Raw genomic sequence first — 24,785 nt, 5'->3', positions numbered from 1 at the left:
CCGTTAACCCGGCAACGGTCTCGTCCCCGTTTGTCGAATGGCCATGATGGCTTGCGCACCACCCACGCACCCGGGAGCACTCTTTACCATGCATCGTCTCTTTTTAGGCTTCAGCCTCTCCACCCTGGCTGTCGCCATCCTCTTAACCGGTTGCGGCCAAAATGCCGCACCCGTCGTGGCCCAAATAAAGGACGAACCGGTTTCACCGGGCGAATCAAAACCGATCCCGCCGGGCGTCTCCAAACCGATTCCGACGACCGACCCGACAGCTATTCCCGATCCGACGGACCCCGTCGATCCAACGGACCCGGCCTTTCCTCCCCCGCCGGAAGTCAAAACGGACGAGGACACGCTGCCGGTCCTTCCCACCCTGACAGCCCAAACGGGCCAGGAGAAGTACGAAGCCGTTCTTTCCAAGGCCTTCCTCCAAATGGCCGAAGGGAAGGACAAAGAGGCTCTCGACAACTTGCAGACGGCCTTGTCCATTCAAGAAACAGACTTCGTCAAAGGAGAGATCGAACGCCTTCAAACGAAGCTGACACAGAAAGACGCCGTCCAAAAGACCATTGATGACATTCAAGAAATCCTCACGGCCGGCAAACCGATCGAGGCCGCCAAGCTCGCCAGCGAGGCCCTTGACCAATACGGCGAAACCGATGCCGCCGAAACGCTGAGCAACTTGAAGCGTCAGGCGGATGCCCTTGTTTCGGCCGAACTGGAAGACAAAGAAAAAAAGTCGAAATATCTGGAGGAAGCCGAGGCGGCCCGCAAGGCGAACAACATCCGCTCGGCCGTGCTGGCTTACGACCAAGCCGCCGCCAACGGGGCCAACTTGGCGGATTACCGCGACATTTACGACCCGCTCAAAACAAAACTCCAAAAATACGACGAAAACCGCAACGAAGCCGCCCAGATTCGCAAAGACCCCTATCGGCTTGAGGAAGCGATCACCGTCTTGAAGGTGGCCCAACAAAATTGGGACACGCCGGTGGTGCGTCAGGAGATTGCCGAGTCTGAACTGGCCATCAACAACCGCAAGCCGCGCGTTGCCGTTGCCGATTTTGAAGTCATCAACGATATCGGCGTCCCGCGAGCCGGCCATGCCATCGCGGAAGAACTGCTTGGTAACTTCCGTCCTCGTTTCGATGTGGTGGAACGGGCGCAGACCAATGCTTTACTTGAGGAGCTCAAGCTCACCCACGAAGCCTTGTATGAGGATGAAACCGGCCGCACGGAATTCGGCAAGTTGTCTCGCGCCCGCTACGTCGTTCTGGGCAGCGTCAACCGTCTGGCGGGCATCTCGGTTAACGCCCGGTTAGTGGACACCCAAAGCGGCTTGATCGTTCAGACGGCCCGCATCGTCGCCGCCAGCCCGGAGGAAATGAGCAATCGGCTCCCGGCGTTGGCCCGCATGTTACAGATGAATGATGACGAAAAGCGGAATTACGAAAAGGCGCTGGCCGAACAGGCCCGGCCGGTGCTGCCGCAACCGGTGGCCGAGCTTCCCCCGCCCCCGCCGGTCCCGGCTCCGCAAGTGGTCGCCCCGCCCCCCCCGCCGATCATGGTTTTCACCCCGCGCCCGCCGGAATTTGGCCGGGTGGTGATTGAGGATTTTAATGGCTTCCGCGTCATCGAAGTCGGCGCCCCGCCGCCTCCCCCGGTGGTGATTTTGGACGGCCCCGCCGTGGTCAACCAACGGGCTTTTGTCGCGTCCGTGCAATTGGGGGATAATTGTTTCCTTCGCGGATTGTTCCGCGAGGCTCTGCGACATTTTGAATTTGCCCTCGGCCTGAATCCCGGCCATCCCGGCGTGCGGTTGCGTCTCGACCAGTGCCGGCCGCTTTGCCCGCCGCCGGTGGTTGTGCCGGTGATTCGCCCCCGGATGGTGGTGTTGCCGTTCGTGGAATTCCGCGATCCGTTCGCCATCCAGTCCAGCATTCCCCCCGGATTGGGACAATGGACCGCCGACACGATTTCTCCCTATTTTCGTATGCAGTACGATGTGGTGAACCCCGGCGAAGTGTACTGGTGGATGGGTCGCCTCGGGTTGACGCTCCGCGATGTGCTGACCAACGGGTACGCCCGTCTCACACTCGGCCGGGCCGTCGGCGCTCGTTTCTTCCTGATGGGTTCTCTCCGGGAGGTCGCCAGCTTTGACGTGAACACGTTCATCCTTGATGCCGAGTTGAATGTTCAAGTGGCCAACACGACGGTCCGCTGTCAGGATGCGAATGATCTCCGATACCGCATGGGAGATATCGCCCGGCTCACGACCTTGCCGCCGCAGCAACAGGTGGTGGTTGTCCAGCAACAGCAGTTTGTGCAACAACAAGTGAAGGAAGCCCACATCCAAATCGGCAAAGGAAAGTTTGCCATCGCCATCGACCTGTTCCGGTCGGTCTTGAAGACCAACCCCAATCACGTCGAAACCCGGCAATTGCTGGTTCAGGTGGAGACTCAACAACGGCAGGCCGACTTGGAAGCTCAACGGCAAGCCGCCTGGCAGCAACAACAAGTGCTGGCCGCCCAGCAACGGGACCGCCAAATCGCTTTGGCCGCCGCCGCCGAGGCTCAACGCTTGCAAGCTCAACGGCAACAAGCCCTGCTTGGCGCGCAGCAACAAAAGGCATTCCTCGGTCAACAGTTGCTCGCGCAACAAAACCTGATCGCCCAAGCCCAATTGGCCAACCGCCAGAACAACCTTGAGCAACGGGTGTCATTCTTGGAGAGCGCCAACGCCATCAAGCGAGATGACGCGGTCATTCAAGAACTCGCGGACGCCAAGGCACGGCTCGCCGTCGAACGGCAAAAGCGTCAGGCCGCCGAACAAGCCGCCCGAGATGCGGAAGTTCGCCGCTTGAAGGACATTGAACTGGATCGGGTGAAAATTCAACTTGTCGCCGAACAGGAAAAGAAGGCTCTTCTGGAAGTCGCCCGACAGAAGGCCATCGCCGAGAAGAACCAAGCCGAGTACGACACGTTCGTCGATCAAGGCCAGCGGGCATTGGCAAAACAAAATTACGGCATCGCCGTGGCCTCTTTCCAAAATGCCCGCCGATTGAAGCCTTCGCCGGAAATCGAAAAACTCGTCTCGGCCGCCTTGGTGGAACAAGCCCGTGCGGACGCGATGAAGAAAGGCGAAGAAGAACACCGTAAGCTGGAAGCCCAACTCGCGCAAGAAGAGCTTCGTCGGAAGCAGTTGGAGGAGCAAAACGCCAGCCTTCAAGTGAAATATCAGGCCGCTCTCGCCAAGGCCCGCGAAGCCATGAAGAGCCGACAGTACGACGAGGCGGTGGTTTCCTACAAACTCGCCTCCAACACTCTCCGCACCGAGGAGGCCAACAATGGACTCCGCGAGGCGACTGATTTGCTCGCCAAGGCGAAAGCCGAAGCCGATGTGGATGCGAAAAAGAAGGCCGAGGAACAACGCAGAATCGCTGACATCCAAAAGCGACTCGCCGAAGGCCGCACGGCCATGGCCGCAAAGCAATACGACAAGGCGGTGTTGACGCTTAAAGCCGCAACCGCCCTGAAGCCGGATGATGTGGCCCTGCAAACGGAACTGACCAAGGCCCAACAACTCCGCGATGAAGCAGCTGCCCTGGCTCGCCGACAGAAAGAAGAGACGGATAAAAAGACAAACCTGACTAAGTTGCTCGCCAATGGAGAGGCCAACCTCAAGGCCCGGCAATACGATGCGGCGATTGTCTCGTTCAACGAAGTCCTGAAGATTTCACCGGACAACCAAGAAGCCAAAGCCGGGTTGGAAGCCGCCGAAACCGCCTCTGCGAAGATGGCGGGAGACGCCAAGGCTCAAGCCGAGGCGAAGGCCAAGCGGGCCGCTTATGAGAAGCAAATTCAAACCGGCCAGGCGGCCCTTCGCTTAAAGCAATTGGAATCGGCCTTGGCCGCCTTCCAAAAAGCCCAAGAAATCCTGCCGGGGGATGCGGCTTCGCTTCAACTCATCAAGGAAGTGACCAAGCAACAGGACGAGGCGAAGGCCAGCATCTCTGCGAAGCAAAAAGCCGCGGAATTGGCCCAACACCTCGGAACGGCCCGCACCGCCCTGCGGTCGAGCAAGTTCAGCGAGGCCCAAGCCGCTGCGGACAAGGCCGCGAAGATCAGCCCGGATGCCCCGGATGTGAAGAAGTTGTTTGTCGACATCGACACGGCCAAGAAAGCCTCGGCCGCCATCGTCCAGAAGAAGGAAATGGATGCGAAAAAGGGCCTCAAGGTCGATGCCTTGCTCGCGGATGCCCGCAAGGCAATCGCCGCGAAAGACCTGAACGCAGCCTCCAAGTTCCTTGCAGAAGCGGCCGTCGAAGACCCTACTGACCCGGACATCAAGAAGGTGCAGGCCGAGTACGAAGCGGTGCGCCGATCAATGGCAGCCGGGGACACGGAAGCGAAGAAGAAGCAGGAAGCCTATCTGCTCGCCTTGAGGAACGCTTCAACGGCCTTCGCGACGAAGAAGTACCCTGAGGCAATGGCCGCTGCAAAGCAAGCCCTCGCCCTCAAACCAGAAGACCCGGCCGCCACCAAGATTTTGAACGACTCCGAAAGAATGATCGAAACGGCCACGGCCGGGGCGATGGAAGCCAAGAAGCGTCAGGAAGCCTACGACAACGCCATCAAGACCGGCCGGGCCGCCTTGGTGAAGAAGGATTACGACGACGCAGAAAAGGCATTCACGGACGCGTTGAAGATCATCCCGAACGACCCGACGGCGACGGCTTTGCTGAAACAAGCCAAGACTCTTGACGCCGAGGCCGGGGCAATGGAGGCTCGCAAGAAGCAATACGTCGCCGCCATGACCGCCGCCCAACGGGCCATGCAGATGAGAGATTACCCGGATGCGGTCGAGGCATATCAAGCCGCGTTGAAGGCAATCCCGGCCGACCCGGCCGCCCTCAAGGGGTTGGCCGAGGCGAAAGCGGCGATGGTTCCGCCGAAAAAGGAAACGCCGATTGTTCCCAAGAAGATTGAGCCGATGCCCATGCCGAAGGTGGAACCGAAAGTCCCGCCGAAGGTGGTTCCGAAAGTAGAGCCGAAGGCCGACGAGAACGCGGGGAAGATCGTCGCCCTCTTCAAAGCGGCGGATGGTTTGGAAGATCAAGGGAAGTTCGTCGATGCTTACAAGAACTATCAAGAAGTTCTGAAACTCTCTCCGGCCAATGCCGAAGCCAAGAAGAAATCCGACCTTTGTGCCTGGATGGTGCAAGGCCAGCGGGATTTGGCGGCGGGTAAATTCCCCGAGGCATCGGTTAGTTTTGAAAACGCCCTGAAATTGTACCCGACGGATGCGAACGCCAAGAAGTTCCTTGCCTTGTCAAAGGCGAAGAAGAAGGCGTGAAATGTGTTGAGTCGGTGGTCGGTGACCGAAGAGAGGATGCTTTCTTGGTCACTGACGCCAGTTGATTGAGCGGCAACCATCAACGTGTAAAAGCAAAGAACCCCGTCGTTGAACGACGGGGTTCTTTGCTTTTATCAACCAATCATCCGGACGATTTATTCGCCCTTCTTGGCCGGCGGCGGGACTTCATCCTTCTTGGCGGCGGGAGCATCACCCATCGGGGCCGCCCCGTCGCCGACGATGTTCGTCGTGCTATACCGGGGCGGGATCGGGTTGGCGGGCAGCGTCACACCGATGAGCTTCAGGAACTTCCGGGCGTCGACGATCTGAATTCCGTTTTCCTTGGCCTTGTTCATCATTTCCTTCACCTTGCCCACTTCCGGGGCATCGGGGCCGAGGATCAAGAATTTGGTGGCGGCGTTCATCCCGCGGCCCTTGATCTCGCCCGTCTTCAAATCGAGATAGGCATCGACAATCACACCGTTCTTCTCAAGGATTCGGACGAATTCTTCGTTGTTCGGCAGGCCATCCCCGTCAAGGTCGATGATGCCGCAATAGGCCACGTGTTCGCGGCTGTTGCCCGTAAGGGTGATATTGTAAATCGAGTCCTTCTTGGAAATCGGATCACGGATGCTTTCGGCTTGCGAAACAATGCGGGCGCGGGCCGAATAAGCGCCGGTGACTTCGGTGATTTCCACCATCCCCTTGATCTGTTCGTTGTTGGTGAACGGCTCGCGGTCAAAAAGGCCGCGACGATCCCGGTGATCTTTTTCCAAGGCCTTTTCGCGTTCAATCACCGTGACAAGGGATTTGTCCGGGGCGAGAACCATGAAGGTCTGCCCGACCGCCAGAATATTTCGGGAGTTAAATTGTAGCGTGACAGACTTGCTGTCGGCCTTGCCCGCAATTTCCCCTTTGCGCTCCTCTAGTTTCACCAAGTCCAAGTGTTTGAACCGGGTTTCAAAGTCGGTGGGATCGGGATTCTGGGCGCGAACGAGTTTTTCTTTCAGGTCTTTTTTGTCGGCTCCCATCTTCTGAATTTGTCCCTCAAGATCAGCTTTCTCAACCGCCCAATCGGCAGCCTTGGCCGCGAACGTGGTGCCTGCCTTGTCGGCCTCCACCTTGAGGTTGTTGAAGTCGGCGGTCAGTTTGGCAATAGCACCCTTGTAGGTGGCGTCGAGTTCGGCCAGTTTCGTGTCAAAGGTGGTCTTGGCGGCAACAGCGCGGTCATCGGCGGCTTTCTTCTGCGCATCGGCGTTCTGCAATGCAATCGCCGCATCCTTCAGTTTTTTGTCCGCATCAAGGTACATTTTGGCCCATTCCTTGGCGATGGACGGAACAGTCTTGTTCGGGGCCGGAGCGGGCTTCTTGTCCCCCTCGCCGCCGGTTCCGCCACCCCGAAGATCGTCAATGAGCGGCCATCTGAAAGCGTCCTTTGTGGGGAAAGCACCAGTCAGACGGTCCGTGATACGTTTGTGTTCCTCCAAGATCACCGCATTGTGTTCTTTCGCGGCCCCGGCAATATCTTCCCGATCCTGTGGGTCCTCGATGCCCATGGCGATCCGGTCCACGTTCCGGCGAGCGGTTTCTTCGGCGAATTTCTTCTCGGCTTGTTTCTTGTCTTCCACGGCCTTCTTCGTTTCCTCGCGGGCCTGGCCTTCGGACTCGAAGCCGAGGTAAGTGGTCACCCCCAAGGCTGTGGTCGAAAGGATGAAGAAGACAAGGAACATGATCATCACCGGCCCCGGACCGGTTTCTTTTTTCTTCTTGGCCATTTGGATGAGACTCCCCGAAATGCCGATGGAACGGAAGGACGCCCCGCACCGAACGATGTGGTCACCAACTTCACTCTAACCAGCCCGCCCGGCTTGTCAATGACATTAAGCCGGGATAGCCACAAGGGTTGGTGATGATGCGCAGGACATGCTGATTGTAGTAATCATGTCAAATTTGGCGGGCGAACTTTACAGGTTCGCCTGTGGCAGTTATGATGCACGGACGGAATATGACATCCTCTTCCCCGACGCCAAGGTCGGCGATCTGCTCTCCGGCCAAAACCCCTCGAATGGTTAAATTGGCCGGGTTTCCTCCTTCATGGGAGAACGCTGATCGATTTCGTCGTGTTGGTGCGGGAACTCACCCGTGCATTGGTTCGTTGGATGCAAGGCGTCCCTCGCGAGACGACCATGCCTCCAGCCACCACGACAACATGGTCGAACCCGGAACCGCTTCGACGGGTCGTCCTGACTGAAGGTGTGTTTCGCGTGCTTTTTGCGGAATATGCGGCCCATCGAGAGTCAGATCGCGGGCAGGAGGAAATCGGCTGGCTGTTGCTGGGTTTGCGGGGCCGCGATGAGGCCATCGTGCTGGCGACCCTGCCGGCCGGGACGAACCGCAACGCAAGCGAATCGCATGTGCTATTTGACAATAAATCGCAGGAATTGGCCAATTGGTTCATCCGGCAAGATAGGAAAGACCTGCGATTATTGGGTGTGGTTCACACTCATCCCGGCAGTTTGCGGCATCCGACTTCCAGCGATTATCGCGGGGACATCAAATGGGTGGCGAACCAATGGGGCAAAGAAGGTGTCTTCGGGATCGGCACGGCGGATGCTTATCCGACTGCAACCGGCGAACGCTGTCAGCCCGAGCCACATGTCTTGGGGCTTGGAGTTTTGCGACAAACGTGGTACGTCCTCGGAAGCAAGGACCGGAATTACCGGAAACTTCCGGTGGAAGTGGAGAAAGGCCCGGACCTGGCCGAACCTCTCCGCAAGGTGTGGGCCGAATTGGAAGCGGTGGCGGACCGTCTGAATCCGCTGACCGAACTCCTGCCCAAGACGAGGCTGGAAGTGGCGATGGGTCGGCAGGCGCCGATGATCGGCCTGACCATCCGCCACCCACAAGGTGAGACGGCGTTGCATGTGCAAATCGAAGGAACGGAACGCCGGTATTATTTGCTGGAAAAGACCAACGGCGGAACCTCTCTGATCCCCTTGGCCCCCGAAAAACCCGATGACCGGATCGATCTCAATATCCTGAGTCTTCTCGTCCGGTTAATGAACTGACCGTATCGCCCGATCCCGAAGCCTCATTCGAGGAGATTGTCATGGATTTTCGACCCCTGACGGAAACCGAACGCAAGGAACTCGTCAACGCCCTGCGGGGAAACGCCCAAGATGGCCTCACCGTCCTGATGGACCGCGCCAACACCGGTTTCATCGGCACCACCGAAGAAGTCCCCGACGAAGAAGTGATCAACGCCATCCGATCCGTGCCCTGCCACTATTGACCAGTTTTGGAATGCGGAATCAGGATCAATGACAGATTGCCGTTGGTTGTCTTCCATTCCGCATTCCAATTTTCACCCATTCAAACGACGTCTTTCCCTTCCACCGTTGGCTGAAGCGAGATGGGACTTTTCGATTCTGACACGGGAAAACGGCGACTTCTCACCATCGAGTTGCCGGCCATCGAAAAATACAACGAGGGACGTGACACGGATTTCCGGGTGCGGATCATCCGCGCCAAGAACTCCCTGACGCTGTGCTACTGTCTCAAACCCTGCCACAATACCTATTCGCTGGAAACACGGCTCGACACCAACTACCCCGTCATTCCCCCCGTCACCCGGATCATCACGCCGATCCGACACAGCCCCCATTTGCTCGAAGGCCAGACGATGTGCCTCTGGCGGCAGGGTTCCACCCGCGACTCCAGCCGGTGGGACGCGGCCAAATTCACTTGCGTGTTCGCCATCCAAGCCGCCTGGCGCTGGCTCGCCTGTTATGAAGTCTGGCACACCACCGGCGAATGGCCGATGCCGGACGCCCGATAGCGGGCCTGTTTCCCGGCATTGGCGACCACCACCGGCCAAACGATCCAGACGATTTGTCTATGGTTTTAACAGCTTTTGCAACACACCGGGCAAGTCCGTGATGATCCCGGCCGCGTGAGCTTCGATCAATTGCTTCATCTCTTCCGGGTCGTTGGTGTTTGTCCCCCAGAAGGCAATTCCGGCTTCGTGAAACTTCTTGACCACGGCGGCCGTCACCCCCGTGTTGACTTTTGGGGTGAAGGCGGAAACTTTCGCTTCCTTGAGTTTGGCGATCAAAGCGTCCGGACTGTTTTCGGGAATCGCCCCCATCGACCCGGTCAGCACCTCCGGATCAAGCTTTTTGATCGCCCTCAAGATTTCGTAATCAGCCGTTCGCACCACCGCCCGGTTCTTGGCCTTGCTTTTGACAACCGCTTTCACGACGGCCTCGGCGGCCTCCGGAACTTTTAATTCCAACAGCACAATCCCGCGACCCCCCACAAGTTCGAGGACTTCCTCCGGCGTGGGGATGCGTTGCCCGGCGTAGGATTTTTTGGGGTCGTCAACATCCTTGTATTTTGCCCCCGCGTCGAGTGTCCGCAATTCATCGAACGTCATGTCGGCCACCTTGCCCTTGCCGTTGGTTGTGCGGTCAACCGTCGGGTCGTGCATGATGACCGCCCGGCCGTCTTTGCTCAATCTCACATCGAGTTCGATGAACAAGTAGCCTTGGTCAAGGGACTTTTTAATTCCCGCCAGCGTGCCGTCCGGACCGGTCCCGCCTCGATGGGCGATCACGCTTGTCGTTGTTGAGATCAACGGGGGCGGTTCGCCGTGAGAACCACTGACGATTAGCAGCACCAGCAGGAGGGAAAGTCGCATGAGAATTCTCTCGTGACCGAGAACAGGATGACCGACGAAATCAGTTTAGGGCCGTTTTAAAATGAGGCGGCGGCTCGCCTGCTTTATCCAAGCGATGGGGCGTTCAACTGAAAAACCTCGGAAGAGAACTTTCGTAAATTGCCGGTCCCAAACGGCCCCCTCGGGCTATCGTGTCATAACCCCCGCCCTCTCCCTTGGAATCTTCACGATGAATTCACGCCTGCAAGGCCTCATTGCCGCCACTCACACCCCCTTCCTTGCGGATGGCGAATTGAATCTGTCAGCGGTGGAGAAACAAGCCGATCATTTGCTGCGAACCGGAGTCTCCGGAGTCTTCATCGGAGGAAGCACCGGTGAAAGCCAGTCCCTCACAGTTGCAGAACGGCTGGCCCTCGCCCAACGATGGAGCGAAGTTGTTCGCAACTCATCACTCCGGCTGATTGTTCACGTCGGCTCGAACTGTCTCGCTGATTCGCGGGCACTTGCCTCCCAAGCCCAATCCCTCGGAGTCGCCGCCATTTCGGCCGTGGCACCGAGTTATTTCAAGCCGAAATCTTTGGAAACACTCATCGCCTGCTGCGAACAGATCGCCGGGGCCGCCCCGTCGTTGCCGTTCTACTATTACGACATCCCGCCGATGACCGGCGTGTATCTGCCGATGGCCGACTTTCTCGACATGGCCGCCGAACGGATTCCGACGCTGGCCGGCCTCAAATTCTCCAACTTCGATCTGATGATGTATCAGCGGTGTCTGCACAGCCGCGATGGCCGTTTCGATGTTCCGTGGGGAATCGACGAATATTTGTTGGCCGCACTGGCGGTCGGAGCCATCGGAGCGGTTGGTAGCAGCTATAATTTTGCCACTCCGATTTACACCCGGATGATGGCGGCGTTCTCCACTGGTGATCTCGCCACGGCCCGCATCGAGCAATATCGCTCGGTGCGGCTCATTCAATTATTGGCCGAGTTCGGTTACATGGCGGCTTCCAAATCTGTCATGGCCGCATTAGGTGTGGATGTCGGCCTCGCCCGGCTTCCCAACGCGAATCTGACGGTGGATCAGCACGCCCAATTGCTGGCCAATTTGGAACGATTAGGATTCTTTGATTCAGTTCGCGTTTGAATTCATCATGTGGTGAAATAGTGAACGGGTTGATGGTCCGGACCGGAGAACATGATGAAATTGATTGCCACCGTCATGCTGGTTCTCTTGCAGGCTTGCTGGCTTTCTCTGTCAGCCCAAGAACCAGTCCGTTCGGTCCCTTTGATCGGCTACACCGAATTGCAGACCAACCTGCCCGGCGGGCGACATGCGAATGTTCGCACTTCACGGGCAATGATCGTGCGGGCGGATGGTTCCGGCCGACAGCGAATAGCCGAAGAGTTAGCAAGAGAACCAGACACCTGGACACAGTTCGCCGATTGGTCCCCCGATGGCAAGACGGCCGTGATCGTTCGCGGCTGGCAAAGCCCGGAGAATGCCAAATGGGAAGAGGAACACAAAACCTTCCGGCACACCAAGGAAGGATGGCTGATTGACACTTACCTAGTTGAACTCTCGACCGGCAAAGCGACAAACATCACCGCCGTGGAGCGGATCAGCTTTTACAACAGCGGTTTGTTCTTCTGGCCGAACGATCCAACGAAACTCGGCTTCACGGCGATCATCGACGGTAATTCCCACCCGTTTCGCATGGATCGCGACGGCCGGAACAAAACGGATCTCACGAAATCATCGAAGGAGTTCACCTACGGCTTCAACAGTTCGCGGGATGGCAAACGAATCGCTTATCACAAGAATTATCAAGTGTTCCTCGCGGACGCCGACGGGTCGAACGCCCGGCAAATCAACACCGGCCATCCATTCAATTTCGCCCCCACATGGTCCCCTGATGGCGAATGGGTGTTGTTTGTCTCGGGAGAGCATTACAACTGCCATCCGCACATCGTCCGGGCGAACGGGACGGGGTTGAAAAAGCTCGCGGATCGCGGCGGCTATCGGGGGGTGATCGAATTTCTCGATGTGCCGGATTTTCACGGCGGCAGCAGCGACACCCCGATTTGGGCCATTGATGGGAAATCCATTTTCCACACAGGATTGGCAGGCAAGTCTGTCGAGTTGTTTCGCGTCACTCTTGATGGAAAATCGGAGCAGCTGACGAAGTCTCCCGAGGGGACGCTTCACTATCATCCGCAGCCATCGCCTAATGGAAAATCGCTGTTGTATGGATCGAAACGCGACGGCATCCGTCAGCTATTCGTGATGAATCTCGCGGACCGCCGGGAACAACGCCTCACGGAGTTGAAAACCGGTTATGCCGCGATGTGGCCCCATTGGCAGCCCACCATTAACCTCAAATGAAATGAACCAATTATGACCATCACGTTCCGCATTCTCCTTGTCGGCCTGTTCATAGCCGGATGTTTCGATCAACGGACATTCGCCGATGAGCCAAAGCCCGCGACCAAAAAAGAACTGCTCACCTACGCCAGTTCCATTGACGACACCAAGCCGTTGCTGGCCGATGTCGAATACATCCCCGATGGCAAAAAGAAACCGCTCTTGGTGGTCATGCACGGCTATCGAGGATCGCGCAAGGCCGTCGCGTTGGATGTCAAAGAACTGGCCCCCCGAGGGGTGTTCGCCATCGCTCCCGACATGCGGGGGTGCGGCGACTCTGGCGGCAAATGGGATAGCGGCGGCTTGGATGTGCATGACATTCTCGACGCGGTGTTGGCAGCCATGAAGAAATATCCCCAAGAGATCGACGTGAAGAATTTGAACATCGTCGGCTACAGCGGCGGGGGCGGCAACGCCATCGCTTGCATGGTACGATTCCCGGACTTGTTTCGGAATTACATCTCGTTCTTCGGCATCAGCGATTACGGCGGCTGGCATGCCTCGAAAGGGCGGGTCGACTGCAACGAATGGATGGAAAAAGCCCTCGGCGGCCCGCCGGCGAAGCTGCCCGAACTGTATGAATCCCGCAACGCCATCCCGGCGGCCGCCAACGTCGGTCCCGGCAAGTTGCATTTCGTTTGGGATGAGAAAGAAACGATGTGCCCGGCGAACATGATTGAGGAGTTTATCATCAACTGCAAAAACGCCGGAAAGAAAGAGATTGTCACCAATGTCAGCAAGGCAACAGACCAGGTTCGTTGGGTGCATAACTATCGAACCGGCAACCGGGATTTGACAAAGGCCGACGAACTTTTTTTGCCAGATGTGCTTTCAAGGCCCGCTGAAACGCCCCTTCGGCTTCCAGCAAAGGGAAAACTGTTTGTGCCGGGTTATGTGGTCACCCGGAATTTCCAAGTTTGGGTCGAAGACGGCACGCGAGGTTCAGTCACCGTTGAGTATGAAACCGGCCCGGATGGCCCCAAGGTCACCGTCGTTTCCAATCCGAAAAAGTACAAAGTTCGCATCGAGATGACGTCGCCGTTGAAAGATCTGCCGTGAGTCAGGACCGGCTCAAGTCAATTCAGCGACGACCGGTTTTTCGACGGTCAGGTAGTCGCCGAAGCTCATGAAGACCGAAATGGCGTGGTCCCCGGCGTTGAACGTGATGGTTTCGTTCAACCCGAGGGCCGGGTCCATGAGGGTTGGCAAGCCGAACAAACTCCCGAACGGCGGGATTGAACCGGGCAGCAAGCCGGTGAGTTCCAATACTTCTTCCCTGCTCGCAAACCGCAGTGATTTTACGCCCCTGAATTGTTTCAACTTCTTGCTATCCAGCTTGCGGTCGGCGGGGATCACGCCCATCAAGAACTCGTCGCCTGCCCGCATGATGAGGGCTTTCGCCCCGCATGAGAGCGAGACACCCCGGACGGCGGCCGCCTCTTCGCTGGTGAACACCGGGGCGTGGTGGCTGACTTGATGGGAAATGCCTGTCGACGTCAGCCGCTCGATGATGCGTTCAAAAACGGTTGGCATGATCGCTGACCTTTCGATGGCTGAACCGCTGGCCCGTTGGAGTTGTCCGATAGACTATTCGGGATCGCATTCGTTCGGGAAGTGGAATTTCATGATTGACGTCGGGATGTTGGGAGTCGGGGGCACGCTGCCCATGCCGGGCCGACCTTTGTCGAGCGCGCTCATCCGCTGCGGTGGCGAGATGATCCTCATGGATTGCGGCGAAGGCACGCAGGTTGGTCTTCGCAAACTTGGCTGGGGCATCAAGGACATCGGGACCATTTTGATCTCGCATTTCCATGCCGACCACGTCGGGGGGATTCCGGGCTTGTTGCTCACCATCGGCAACAGCGGCCGCACGAAAAGCGAACCCCTGACCATTGCCGGGCCGAGGGGCATTGGCCGGATCGTCGATGGCTTGCGGGTAATCGCCCCCCACTTGCCCTATCCGGTGAAATACCGCGAGATGACAGGCAAGCCCGATGATGTGATTCCCGTCGGTCCCCTGCGCGTTACGTCAGCTTGGGCTGAACACGAAATTCCCTGTCTGGCGTATCGGTTTGATCTGCCTCGTGCCCGGCCGTTTCTACCGGAGAATGCGAAAAAACTCGGCTTGCCCGTTGAGTTTTGGAAACGCCTCCAGCGTGGGGAAACCGTGACCTTCGACGGCAAGAATTACCTGCCGGAAGACGTGCTTGGCCCGCCTAGGCCGGGTTTGTCCGTCGGGTTTGTGACCGACACCCGGCCGACGCAGCAATTGGTGGAGTTTGTGACGGACGTGAATCTGCTGATCTGCGAGGCGATGTACGGCGACCCGGAGGATTTGCCGAAGGCTTTGGAAAACAAGCACATGGTGTTCGCCGAGTCGGCAATGATTGGGGCGGCCGCTCGCGCGGGTCAACTGTGGCTGACCCACTTCAGCCCGGCTTTGCCCTTCCCCGAGCAGTACCGGGCCGAAGCGGAAAGAATCTATCCCGGCGTGGTGTTGGGGCGTGAAATGCTTTCCACCTCAATCACATTCCCCGATTGACAGGCTTTTACGCCCGCATTTCGGCAAGGGCCAGATAAAGGCTGGCCAAGTGATGCCAGGCACTGGCTTCCGGAAGTTGGTCGGCCAGTTTGCGGAAGTGGGCGATCGCCATTTGCGATTCGCCGAGGAACAGCGAGGCCATGCCCCGGTTGAAAATGACCGGGTTGGTGTCCGGCAGGGAATCCCACAGTGTTTTGGCGGCAGCATGAAGGCCGCGTTCCCAAAGCAAAGTGGCCCGTTCGTTTTCCAGCATCGTCAGCCATTCAAACGGAACTTTGGGGGCCAGATCACCCAAAACCCGTTCGGCCATCGGATAATTTCGGCTCACCCGATGCAAGGCGGCGGCAATCAAAGCTTGGGGCATCTTGTCCGCATCGACTTGCTTGCGACACCAATCGGCAAGAGCCTTCGGCGTTTCGTCAATGATCGGATCGGAGGCCAGTAGGGACTTCAAATCTTCCGTCTGGACCAACGTGCCAAGCTCACGAACCCGTTGCGGGTAGTTCCCAAGGGCGAACGGCAACGCGGCCACCGACTCCAGCCGGACGACCAAACGGCCCCATTCCCCCGGAAGGACCACACCCTTCAACTTTTCAGAATCCGTCCCGAGAGCTTCCATCGATTGGGTCCAGGCTGTCCGGGGGTCTGTCCGCAGGCCGACGGTCATTTCGTGCGGTTCGACCTGTCCAAGGGCGTCAGCCGCCGTGGCGAGCATTTCCGCATCTTCTCCCCACGAAACGACTTTGGAAGTCAGTTCGGCAATGCTTGGTTGGATGGACATGATCGGACCCGCCATAAGGAATGTAGTTCGTTACCAACAGAATACTCGGCAGTTCGGGACTTGCGCAAAAAACCTCCCCGAAGGGTGTGTGAATGATAAAAGCCGACCACCTCTGGCAAGGCGACCGGCTTTTGATGTACAAATGAACATTCCAAAACTTACATTTTTTCCTTCGGGTCCGGTTCTTTCTTCTCTGGATCCTTGGGATCTTCCTTCGGGTCCGGTCCCTTTTCTTTCATAGGAGCAGCCGATAGATCCGGCGTATAGGTCTTCAACAGCCCCCCTGTCACCTTGGCATCCGGTTTGAGCACGCCGATGACCGAATTCAGTTTTGCCTTCACATCCGCGTCTTCCGTGGTTTTGGCGATCACCACCAGAGCATCAATTTGTTCCGGTGTGACGAACTTGCCGTAGGTCTGCACGCTGCGGATCAACCCCTCGGCGGCGGCAATCCGAATCGGCGCCGGGCGAGTGTCCGATGTCGCAATCGTCGCAAGGTCTTGCTGGCCGGTCTTGCTGGGCATGCGAACAATGGTGTCGATGGCGATTAACGCCAGCTCATCCGAATTCAGGGCATGTCGAATTTGAGCCTCGGCCTGCATGACGCGATAGCCAAGAACTTCTCCGCGAGCCATCTTTCGGAACCAATTCATCGCCGTCGCCGCCTGATCTCGCCGCTCCTCGGGGCTGACCATCGGGGCTTTGGGATCAATCAGTTGAACCAGTTCCTCGCTCAATCCGGCCGGGGTGAACACGGCCGGCAACACATGAACGCGATTGTAACCGCGAATCTTGCGGGCGACGGCCATCTCAATGTCCGGGTGACGCACACCGACGATGGCGGGAAGTCGCGGAGTTTCTTTCGACCAGAAGGAATCCCAAGTCGCATTCATGCGAGGAAGACGATCTGCCAGCAAAGCAGACTCGGCTTCATTCGTGGTCCGCATCAAATTGAGGATGTTTTCCGTTTCCGGTTTCGAGGGAGTTTCGTCCGTGGCGATCCTTGGCCGGATTTGGGCAATCTTCTGACCGGCCAATTCATCCGAAACGCCGGGGGGCAGAAGTTTGATGGCGTCGAGCCGTTCTTCCAACAAGAGGTTTTGCGCAAAACTATCAAGCGTGACGAACGGAATCGTTTGAAGCGTGAGATAGCTGATACGATTCCGGGTTTGATCGTCGAGGGTAAACCCAGCCTGTTGAACCATGGTCGTCATCCGCTTGACTTGGGCCTCGTATCGCCCGAGCACGGCCGCGACCATTTGGTTGTTCAGCAACCGCAATTCCCGGAGTTCCGCCTCGTTGCGAGGCCATTCTCGATACGGGGCGTCGGGAAGATCCTGAAAAGCCACAATGGTGGCCAGCCGGGCCAAGGCGGTCAGTTTGTTGACGGGCGTGATTCCCTCGGCAGAGGCGACCACGAACAACGGCAGGGTCTTGGCCGTGAGGTCGGCCCGCAATTGAGGCAACAGGTCGGTGAGCATCGGATCGACAATATGCCGGTCGATCACGACGAAATCCACATCCGTTGACTGTTGAATCCGCTTCATCAATTCCCGGCCGGTGTTCACAACTTCCGTCTGATAGCCAGATTGCTGAAGAACCGTCGAAATGCCATTTCCGCGAACCGGGTCCGGGTCGGCGTAAAGAGCCTTTTGTTTCGCCCCGGCAGGCGGGTCGGCGGCGAGAGTCGCCATCAACAACTTCATGATCTCATCCGTGCGGCCGTGGGTCGGTTCGCCGGGAATCTTCAAGAGAGCGTCGGCGGCGGCAAACTTCACGCGAGGATCGGGATAATCGAGGGCTTTCACCAACACGGAGGGCCGGAATTTAGTCTTCTCGCCATCCACCCGGATTTCCTCGGACTTGCCCGCCCGCAGTTCGGCCCGTTCGCCAAGCGTGCGAACCACGGCCAGGGTAATGGCCGTCTTTTTGTTCCGCATGGCGTCTTCCAACAAGCTGGTCAGCAACGAATATGAAGCCGTGGACAGCACGGAATTGAGTTGGGGGGCCGTCTTGGAAAGCGGCAACGTGCCCCCGGTGCGATTGGCCTGCCCCTCAATGGCGATGCTCAGGAATATTTCCTGGGCGGCGGCGTTGTCCGGTTCCAGTTCCAGCACCCAACGGGCATATCGCAGGCCGTAGTATTCGAAGGTCGCCGATTTCGAAAGGGCAACCTCCTTGACCGTCTTCCCCTCGGGCATCCAGACTTGATAGGTCGGTGTTCCCATGTCGTTGCCGGTCGGACTTCCGGGGTTTGGCTTGCCTTCCAGAAAACCCTTGGCAACCGCCGTTAGTTGACCCACCGCCGTGCGCATTTCCGGCTTCGCGGACAACGTGGGATCTTTGAGCGTCCACAGCGTCGCCCCTCGCAAAGCGGCGTTTTTCACCGTGGCGGCGCTGTTCGGATTACCCCAGAGATACAGCAGCGTGGGAACCGGGTCGGACTGCACGCGGCTGACCATCTCCCGGAAATCACCCCGCTTTTGAAAACACGAAATCAACTCGACCTGATCGGGTTGTTCGGCAATGCTCAGATAGGCCACGAAGCCGGGGATCGTGTCATCCCCGAGTTGGGGAATGGCCTGAAAAATGGCGTTCCGAGTTTCGTCATCCGGCTTGTTCGAGAGGATGGAGCAAAGCAACGGGACAACGGCCTTGCCGGAACGACGGAGTTCCTTGATCGCGTAAGCCGATTCCTCTTGCTCTCCCACGAGGGCTTTGATGAAGCGATTGATGCGAACTTCGCTTTTCAATTCGTTGTTGACGGCGGTTGTCACCTGACTGATGAGCTTTTCGACGTTCTCCTTGGCTTCTCCATTGAGCTTGTCGTTCACATTCCATCTGGGAATGTTGCGGAGTTTCAAGAATTGCGTGACGCCGGATTCACCACCAACAGGCGGGTTTTCCGCGAGGTCGAAAAGGGTTTTCTCGTCCGGGTTGAGGGCGAGCAAACCCTTGATCCGCTCGGCCGCCCGTTCGTAACTTCCGGTGCGGAGTTCAAAACGAGCCGCCCGCCAGAATTCGGGGACGGTTTTGGGGACGAGGTAAAAATCCGAATCCGGCTGCGCGAGACCGACCAACGGGCAACTGGCGAGCAGGAGCAGGGATGTCAGGGCAATGCGGCACGACACGGTGGCTGCCTCCGTCGGCGAATGGAATACCGGGGGTCGGTTGACACGGACACACTCAATATCCATTCAACACGACCGGATCAATCTTTGCAATCCACTTCCGCGGCCACCAAATCCTCATACGTCTCCCGACGACGGATCAGACGGGCTGTGCCGCCTGTGACGAGGACTTCGGCCGCGCGACAGCGGGCGTTGTAATTGGAACTCATGGCCATGCCGTAAGCCCCGGCGCTGAACGTGGCGAGAAGATCGCCTCGTTTCATGACGGGCAAGGCCCGGTCTTTGGCGAGGTAGTCCCCCGATTCACAAACGGGGCCAACGACGTTTTGTTTGAAAGTGTCGGGAATTTCGACCTCGTAATCCGTCGGCGGGGCGGGCAAATTACCGGCGGGTTGCACCGGCCAGATGCGGTGGAACGAGTCGTATAACGTCGGCCGGATGAGGTCGTTCATCGCGGCGTCTTGAATGATGTAATGCTTGCCGCCGGATTCCTTGGTGAACACCACACGGCTGACGAGGATGCCCGCATTCCCGACGACAAACCGGCCCGGTTCCAGCACCAACTGACAATTGGCCGCCTTCACGCCCGGAAGAATCACTTCCGCGAAAGCACCAGCCGGAAGGGCTTCTTGCTTGCGGTAGTGAATGCCGAAACCGCCACCCATGTTGAGATACTTGATCGGGTGGCCCATCTGTCGAAACGCCTCGATAAGCTTCAATCCCTTCTCGATCCCCTGCCGATACGGATCGGCCGATAAAATCGGCGAACCGAGGTGCATGTGCAACCCGACCACCTGAAGATTCGGATGGCCGACGACGCCACGGGCCACTTCCACCACCGTGTCGATGTCCAACCCGAACTTCACACCTTTGACGGAGGTATCCGTCTTCGCATGGGTTTTCGGGGGAAGGTCCGGGTTCACACGGAGGGTCGCCCGAGCCACTTTGCCAACCGACTTGGCGACGGCGCCGAGATTGTGCAGTTCTTCTTCACTCTCGACATTGAAAAACAAAATGTCCTGTTCGAGGGCGTATTTGATTTCCGGGTCGGTTTTGCCGACGCCGGCGAAGACAATCTTGTCCCCGGTCGCCCCGGCTTTGAGCGCCCGATAAAGTTCGCCACCGGAGGTGACATCGAAGCCCGATCCATGATCGGCCATCAATTTGGCGATGTGGATGTTGCCGTTCGTTTTCACGCTGTAACAAATCACCGGATTCGCCGAGGCGAACGCCGTTTGAATCTGTTTCAAGTGATGGAGCAACGTCGCCGAACTGTAGACAAACAATGGCGTGCCGTATTTCTCGGCCAGCTCGCGGACGGGGATGTCCTCGCAGAACAACTCACGACCGCGATACTCAAAATGATCCATGATTTCCTCGGAGCCGAATCACAATTTCAACCGGAACGCCTACGCGAGCTTCGCCTGCCACTCTTTCAGTTGTGTTTCCACAGAGTGGGGAGCGGTGGAACCATAACTCTGGAAGGCTTTGATCGAGTTCGCCACTCCCAGCACAGCGCGAACGGCCGCTCCTTCGCCGGGGCAGACTTCATCAAATTTGGATGTCGGAAGATCGGAGAGTTTCAATTTCTTCTGCTCGCACTCTCTCACCAACAGCCCCACGGCCTCGTGCGCGGTTCGCATCGGCACCCCCCGCGAGATGAATGACTCCATTAACGTGGTGGCGTCCAAGAATCCCTGATCCAGCCGGGCGGCGACGCTGGCGGTCTTGATTTTCGCCTTGCGAACCAACGCGGCGGCAATCTGCACGGAGGCGGTCACGGTGTCGGCGGCATCAAACATCGCCGGTTTGTCTTCCTGCATATCTCGGTTGTAGGCCATCGGCAGGCCCTTCATCATGACCAAAAGATGGTGCAAGTGTCCCAACACTCGGCCGGTTTTCCCGCGAGTCAGTTCCAGCACATCCGGGTTCTTTTTGTGCGGCATAATGCTGGAACCGGTGCAAAACTCGTCCGGCAGTTCGATGGTGTCGAACTCCGTGGTGGTCCAGAGAATCCACTCCTCGGACCAGTTGCTCAGGTGAACGGCAATCAGGGACAGGCCAAAAACGAACTCGGCCGCAAAATCCCGGTCGCTGGACACATCCAAGCTGTTTCGGGCGACCTCGTCAAACCCGAGTTGCTTTGCAACGGAATATCGGTTAATGGGCAACGAGGAACCCGCAAGAGCGGCGGCTCCGAGCGGCAGCACATTGACCCGTTTGCGGGCATCGGCAAGCCGGTCGCGGTCCCGCTGGAATTTTTCCACATAGGCAAGGGCGTAGTGGGGGACCAACACCGGTTGGGCCCGTTGCATATGTGTGTAAGCCGGGATAATCACGTCCCGGTGTCGCAGACCGAAATCGAGGAAGGATCGTTGTAACTCGGCCAGCAGATGATCGAGCATGTCGATCGAGTCGCGGGTCCAGAGTTTCAGATCGGTGACAACCTGATCGTTCCGGCTCCGGGCGGTATGGAGTTTTCGCCCCAGATCGCCCAACCCCTGTTTGTCCAAACGGAAAATGAGTTCGCTCTCGATGTGCGTGTGGATGTCTTCGAGAGCCGTGCGGAACGGGATGCGGTTGTTTTCCAGATCCTCGCGGATATCGTCGAGAGCGGCGACGATCTTCCCCGCCTCGGCCGTGGTGAGCAGACCGACTTCGGACAGCATGACCGCGTGGGCCTGACTCGCTCGGATGTCATGCGGGAACAGGCGGGAATCAACGCTGATTGATTCGGTGAACTGTTCAACCAGTTTGTCGGTGGGTGCGGAAAAACGACCGCCCCAAGTCTTTTGGCTCATTGCACGACCGGCGAAAAATGCGGCAGGCCGGGCCACTGAAACGTCTTCGGGTGGCCCGGCCCGCTGATTGGCAACATTCTATGCGGCGTGTCGAATTTGTCTCCCGGTGGAAAGGCCGGGGTTTGGGGAAAAATCGTGCGGGCCAGAATCCTTGCTTTCTCGTCATGCCGCACAATCGGCAAAGCCGATGTAACCCGTATTATCGGTAAACTCGTTGTATTTTCACTCTCTCGCACGGGGTTGTTGTCGATGATCCGTCGGATTCGCTCATTTGACTTGGTTGCGCTGCTTATGGTGAGCGCCCTGATGTCATCCACGGTTCTCGCCCAAGAGTTCAGCAAGGGCTATGTGCGCCTCCGAGACGCCGATGAGGCGCCTGTGTTGCCCAAAGGCACCACTTATTCCGAATTGCCAAGCCCCGATGAAATAATGAACTCGATGCCCTCGGGAGGAAGTGGCGACAAAGGCAAGCCACTCTCGATGCCGGCCTCATCGAATATGGCTCCGTCGAATTTTCTTCCTTTTGAACAACGGGCGATGGGCGGAAACGATCCCTTCCTGAAGTTCAAACCGGGCGACGAACACTTTTTGCACGTTGAAACGCCCGACGCGGCGTTCAAGTTCTTTGTCGGCGGCCGACTGCAAATTGACGGCACTTGGCTGTCAACCAATGATGCCGTGCAAGCGCCACGGTCGAAGGGGGGCATCGGGGATGTTCAGGATGCCGTCAATTTTCGACGGGCACGGTTCGATTTCGGAGGAACGCTTTACAAGAACATCGACTTCCTGATGGAATTCGACTTCGTTAACACGTTCAACACGGATCCGGGTGGAACAACGGGGAACGTCGTTCCCGCAAACACTCCGGCTCCGACCGATTTGTGGGTGACTTTCAAGGACATCCCTTACGTCGGCAATCTGCGGGTCGGAAACCAGAAGCCGCCGGTGAGCTTTGAACACCAAACAAGCAGCCGGTTTTTGAACTTCATGGAACGCTCGCTGGCCTTCGACGCCTTCGTGGAAAACCAAGACAACGGTTTTGAACCGGGCGTGATGTTGTTCAACCAGTTTCTTGACAAGCGACTTTACGGAGCCTTGGGGGTCTTTAAGAACACGCGCAACGTGTTCGGCTGGAACACCGGGGACGGGGAATACGATCTCACGGGCCGTATCGCCTATTTGCCGGTGTGGGAGAACGACGGCGAACAACTCGTTCACCTCGGCGTCGGCGTCAGCCACCGGGACTTGGACGATCACGTGGAACGTCTTCGCGCCCGGTTGATGATCCGGGATGGCCCCGCCGTGCTGCACAACGTCGTCGCGGATGCCATCATGATGGGGTCCGGCCGGGACATGATCGTGCCGGAATTTGTCGCGGTCAACGGGCCTTGGACATTGCAGACGGAATACTACGCAACCCAAGTGGGCAATGCGACGATTCCGGCCACCGGTCCCGGTCCCCGTTTGAATCTCGGCACGGCATTCTTCCAAGGGGGCTATGCCGAAGTGTTGTATTTCATCACCGGAGAACACAAGACCTACGACCGCGGCCGATTTGCCTTCACTCGTGTCACGCCGAGAAGCAATTTTAGCGGATTCAACTGGAATCAAGCCGGGGATGAATGCGAATCATGCAAAGGGGGCATGGGTCACGGCATGGGAGCTTGGGAACTCGGCTTGCGCGTTTCGTTTCTCGACCTCGACAACAACGGGATCAAGGGCGGCATGACGCAAGATGTGACTCTTGGATTGAACTGGTATCTGAACCCGTATATGAAGTGGCAGTTGAACTATACCTGCCTCTATCGCAATGCCCCGAACCCGGCCAATGATGGATATGTCCAAGGGCTGGGGCTACGGCTCGCGATGGACTTTTAATCAGCCAACCACCGCCAGATTGTCGCGGTGGATCATCTCGACATAGGGGAGCTTGCCGACGGCCCTTTCGATTTGGTCGGTCGCCAACCCCCGAATTCGCTCGGCGTCGGCGCTGGAATAATTCGTCAGTCCGCGGGCAAACTCCACACCATCCGCATCACAAAGAGACACCACTTCTCCTTTGCGGAAGGTTCCCTCTACAGTCACCACGCCGACGGGCAACAAGCTTTTGCCGCTTTGTTCCACCGCTTTTCTCGCCCCGGCATCAAGCCGGAAAACGCCTTGCGGCCGGGCGGTGAACCCCAGCCAGCGCCGCCGGGCCGACAGTCCTTCCCCATGCGCTAAGAACAATGTGCCGACTGGTTTTCCTTCGGTGATCGCATCCAGAATCCCATCCGTAGAACCGTTGGCCATGATGACGGCCCCGCCTGCTGCCGTCGCCAACCGGGCCGCCCGTAGTTTGCTTTTCATCCCCCCGGTGCCGAGAACGCTTTTAGTGGTCCCTGCCATTTCCGTGATCGCCCGGTCGATGTGCGGCACAGTGGCCACCAGTTTGGCCGAGGGATCGCTTCGCGGATCGCCAGTGTAAAGGCCGTCCACATTTGTCAGCAGAATCAACAACGGGGCTTGCAGCAAATTGGCGACCATCGCCGCGAGTTGGTCGTTGTCCCCGAATTTGATCTCGGCGACGGACACAGTGTCGTTCTCGTTGATGATCGGCAGGCAGCCATACTCAAACAACATCATAATGGTATGACGAGCATTAAGATACCGGGCGCGATTGTCAAAATCCCCGGCGGTGAGCAAAATCTGGGCGGCCGCGATGCCGTGCGGTGTCAGACATTCCTGATAAACCTGCATCAAGGCGCACTGTCCGACGGCCGCGCACGCTTGCAAATGGGGCAAATCCGTTGGGCGTTTTCCAAGGTTCAATCGGCCCACCCCGGCCCCGATGGCCCCGGAACTGACCAGCACGACCCGCTTGCCGGTGGATCGCAACCGGGCCAGTTGATCCGCGAGGGATTGCATGCGGGCACGGTCCAGCGAACCCTTGGAATCCGCCAGCACATTTGTTCCAACCTTGACCACGACCGTTTCCGCTTTTGCCAGCAGGTCGTGCCGAATCGCATCGCCCATCTCTTGCCTCTGCACCGGGAGCCTCGCATCAAAGAGGATATGAAAGGGGACGGCCCGACCCC

Annotated in this window: 17 protein-coding genes; 9 read left to right on the top strand and 8 right to left on the bottom strand. The window is 57.8% G+C overall.

Features of this window, described 5'->3' with window-relative positions:
* Positions 1-88 precede the first annotated feature (88 nt).
* Complete coding sequence (locus BGIM_RS0104145) at positions 89-5,353, top strand: tetratricopeptide repeat protein (RefSeq protein WP_020468537.1); 5,265 nt, start codon at positions 89-91, stop codon at positions 5,351-5,353.
* 155 nt (positions 5,354-5,508) lie between these two features.
* On the opposite strand, the gene BGIM_RS0104140 is transcribed toward BGIM_RS0104145, so the two are convergent.
* A complete protein-coding gene (locus BGIM_RS0104140; RefSeq protein WP_020468536.1) occupies positions 5,509-7,128 on the bottom strand; it encodes a hypothetical protein in 1,620 nt (539 codons plus the stop codon).
* A gap of 411 nt (positions 7,129-7,539) precedes the next feature.
* Between BGIM_RS0104140 and BGIM_RS0104130 the strand changes: the two genes are divergently transcribed.
* From BGIM_RS0104130 to BGIM_RS0104115, 3 genes are all read left to right on the top strand, one after another.
* Entirely contained in the window at positions 7,540-8,421 is an 882-nt protein-coding gene (locus tag BGIM_RS0104130) for a Mov34/MPN/PAD-1 family protein (protein ID WP_020468534.1), read from the top strand.
* A 41-nt stretch (positions 8,422-8,462) separates the two neighbouring features.
* A complete protein-coding gene (locus BGIM_RS0104125; protein ID WP_020468533.1) occupies positions 8,463-8,645 on the top strand; it encodes a hypothetical protein in 183 nt (60 codons plus the stop codon).
* Between the two features lie 120 nt (positions 8,646-8,765).
* Complete coding sequence (locus BGIM_RS0104115) at positions 8,766-9,191, top strand: hypothetical protein (RefSeq protein WP_020468532.1); 426 nt, start codon at positions 8,766-8,768, stop codon at positions 9,189-9,191.
* A gap of 57 nt (positions 9,192-9,248) precedes the next feature.
* Here the strand turns inward: BGIM_RS0104115 and BGIM_RS0104110 are convergent, their stop codons facing one another.
* Complete coding sequence (locus tag BGIM_RS0104110; RefSeq protein ID WP_020468531.1) at positions 9,249-10,052, bottom strand: glycerophosphodiester phosphodiesterase; 804 nt, start codon at positions 10,050-10,052, stop codon at positions 9,249-9,251.
* Positions 10,053-10,260: 208 nt separating this feature from the next.
* On the opposite strand from BGIM_RS0104110, the gene BGIM_RS0104105 reads away from it, so the two are divergent.
* The 3 genes from BGIM_RS0104105 to BGIM_RS0104095 are packed head-to-tail and all read left to right on the top strand — an operon-like array spanning position 10,261 to position 13,512.
* Positions 10,261-11,175, top strand: a complete 915-nt coding sequence (locus BGIM_RS0104105) for a dihydrodipicolinate synthase family protein (RefSeq protein ID WP_020468530.1) — start codon at positions 10,261-10,263, stop codon at positions 11,173-11,175.
* A gap of 51 nt (positions 11,176-11,226) precedes the next feature.
* Entirely contained in the window at positions 11,227-12,414 is a 1,188-nt protein-coding gene (locus BGIM_RS0104100) for a TolB family protein (protein WP_029629727.1), read from the top strand.
* 12 nt (positions 12,415-12,426) lie between these two features.
* Positions 12,427-13,512, top strand: a complete 1,086-nt coding sequence (locus BGIM_RS0104095) for an alpha/beta hydrolase family protein (protein ID WP_020468528.1) — start codon at positions 12,427-12,429, stop codon at positions 13,510-13,512.
* 12 nt (positions 13,513-13,524) lie between these two features.
* On the opposite strand, the gene BGIM_RS0104090 is transcribed toward BGIM_RS0104095, so the two are convergent.
* The gene (locus BGIM_RS0104090) at positions 13,525-13,986 is read right to left on the bottom strand and encodes a YbaK/EbsC family protein (protein WP_020468527.1); all 462 of its coding nucleotides are present in this window, start codon (positions 13,984-13,986) and stop codon (positions 13,525-13,527) included.
* 91 nt (positions 13,987-14,077) lie between these two features.
* Between BGIM_RS0104090 and BGIM_RS0104085 the strand changes: the two genes are divergently transcribed.
* Positions 14,078-14,995, top strand: a complete 918-nt coding sequence (locus BGIM_RS0104085) for a ribonuclease Z (protein WP_029629726.1) — start codon at positions 14,078-14,080, stop codon at positions 14,993-14,995.
* A gap of 7 nt (positions 14,996-15,002) precedes the next feature.
* Here BGIM_RS0104085 and BGIM_RS0104080 read toward each other — a convergent pair whose 3' ends face one another.
* The 4 genes from BGIM_RS0104080 to argH all read right to left on the bottom strand — a co-directional run bounded on the left by BGIM_RS0104080 (position 15,003) and on the right by argH (position 21,708).
* Positions 15,003-15,776: a tetratricopeptide repeat protein gene (locus BGIM_RS0104080; protein ID WP_157368599.1), complete on the bottom strand. Its 774-nt coding sequence runs from the start codon at positions 15,774-15,776 to the stop codon at positions 15,003-15,005.
* 158 nt (positions 15,777-15,934) lie between these two features.
* The gene (locus BGIM_RS0104075; protein WP_020468524.1) at positions 15,935-18,907 is read right to left on the bottom strand and encodes a response regulator transcription factor; all 2,973 of its coding nucleotides are present in this window, start codon (positions 18,905-18,907) and stop codon (positions 15,935-15,937) included.
* Between the two features lie 80 nt (positions 18,908-18,987).
* Positions 18,988-20,277: a diaminopimelate decarboxylase gene (gene lysA / locus BGIM_RS0104070; RefSeq protein WP_020468523.1), complete on the bottom strand. Its 1,290-nt coding sequence runs from the start codon at positions 20,275-20,277 to the stop codon at positions 18,988-18,990.
* A 39-nt stretch (positions 20,278-20,316) separates the two neighbouring features.
* Positions 20,317-21,708 (bottom strand): argininosuccinate lyase, encoded by a 1,392-nt coding sequence (gene argH / locus BGIM_RS0104065; protein WP_020468522.1) that lies wholly within the window; start codon positions 21,706-21,708, stop codon positions 20,317-20,319.
* Positions 21,709-21,957: 249 nt separating this feature from the next.
* Here argH and BGIM_RS0104055 point away from each other — a divergent pair, with 249 nt between their 5' ends.
* The gene (locus BGIM_RS0104055) at positions 21,958-23,586 is read left to right on the top strand and encodes an OprO/OprP family phosphate-selective porin (RefSeq protein WP_020468520.1); all 1,629 of its coding nucleotides are present in this window, start codon (positions 21,958-21,960) and stop codon (positions 23,584-23,586) included.
* On the opposite strand, the gene proB is transcribed toward BGIM_RS0104055, so the two are convergent.
* Positions 23,587-24,723, bottom strand: a complete 1,137-nt coding sequence (gene proB, locus BGIM_RS0104050; protein WP_020468519.1) for a glutamate 5-kinase — start codon at positions 24,721-24,723, stop codon at positions 23,587-23,589. It abuts the gene before it with no gap.
* Between the last annotated feature and the right edge of the window lie 62 nt (positions 24,724-24,785).

The sequence above is a fragment of the Zavarzinella formosa DSM 19928 genome, from assembly GCF_000255705.1.
GTDB classification, from domain to species: Bacteria; Planctomycetota; Planctomycetia; order Gemmatales; family Gemmataceae; genus Zavarzinella; species Zavarzinella formosa.
This window is presented reverse-complemented; position numbering and strand designations above follow the sequence as displayed.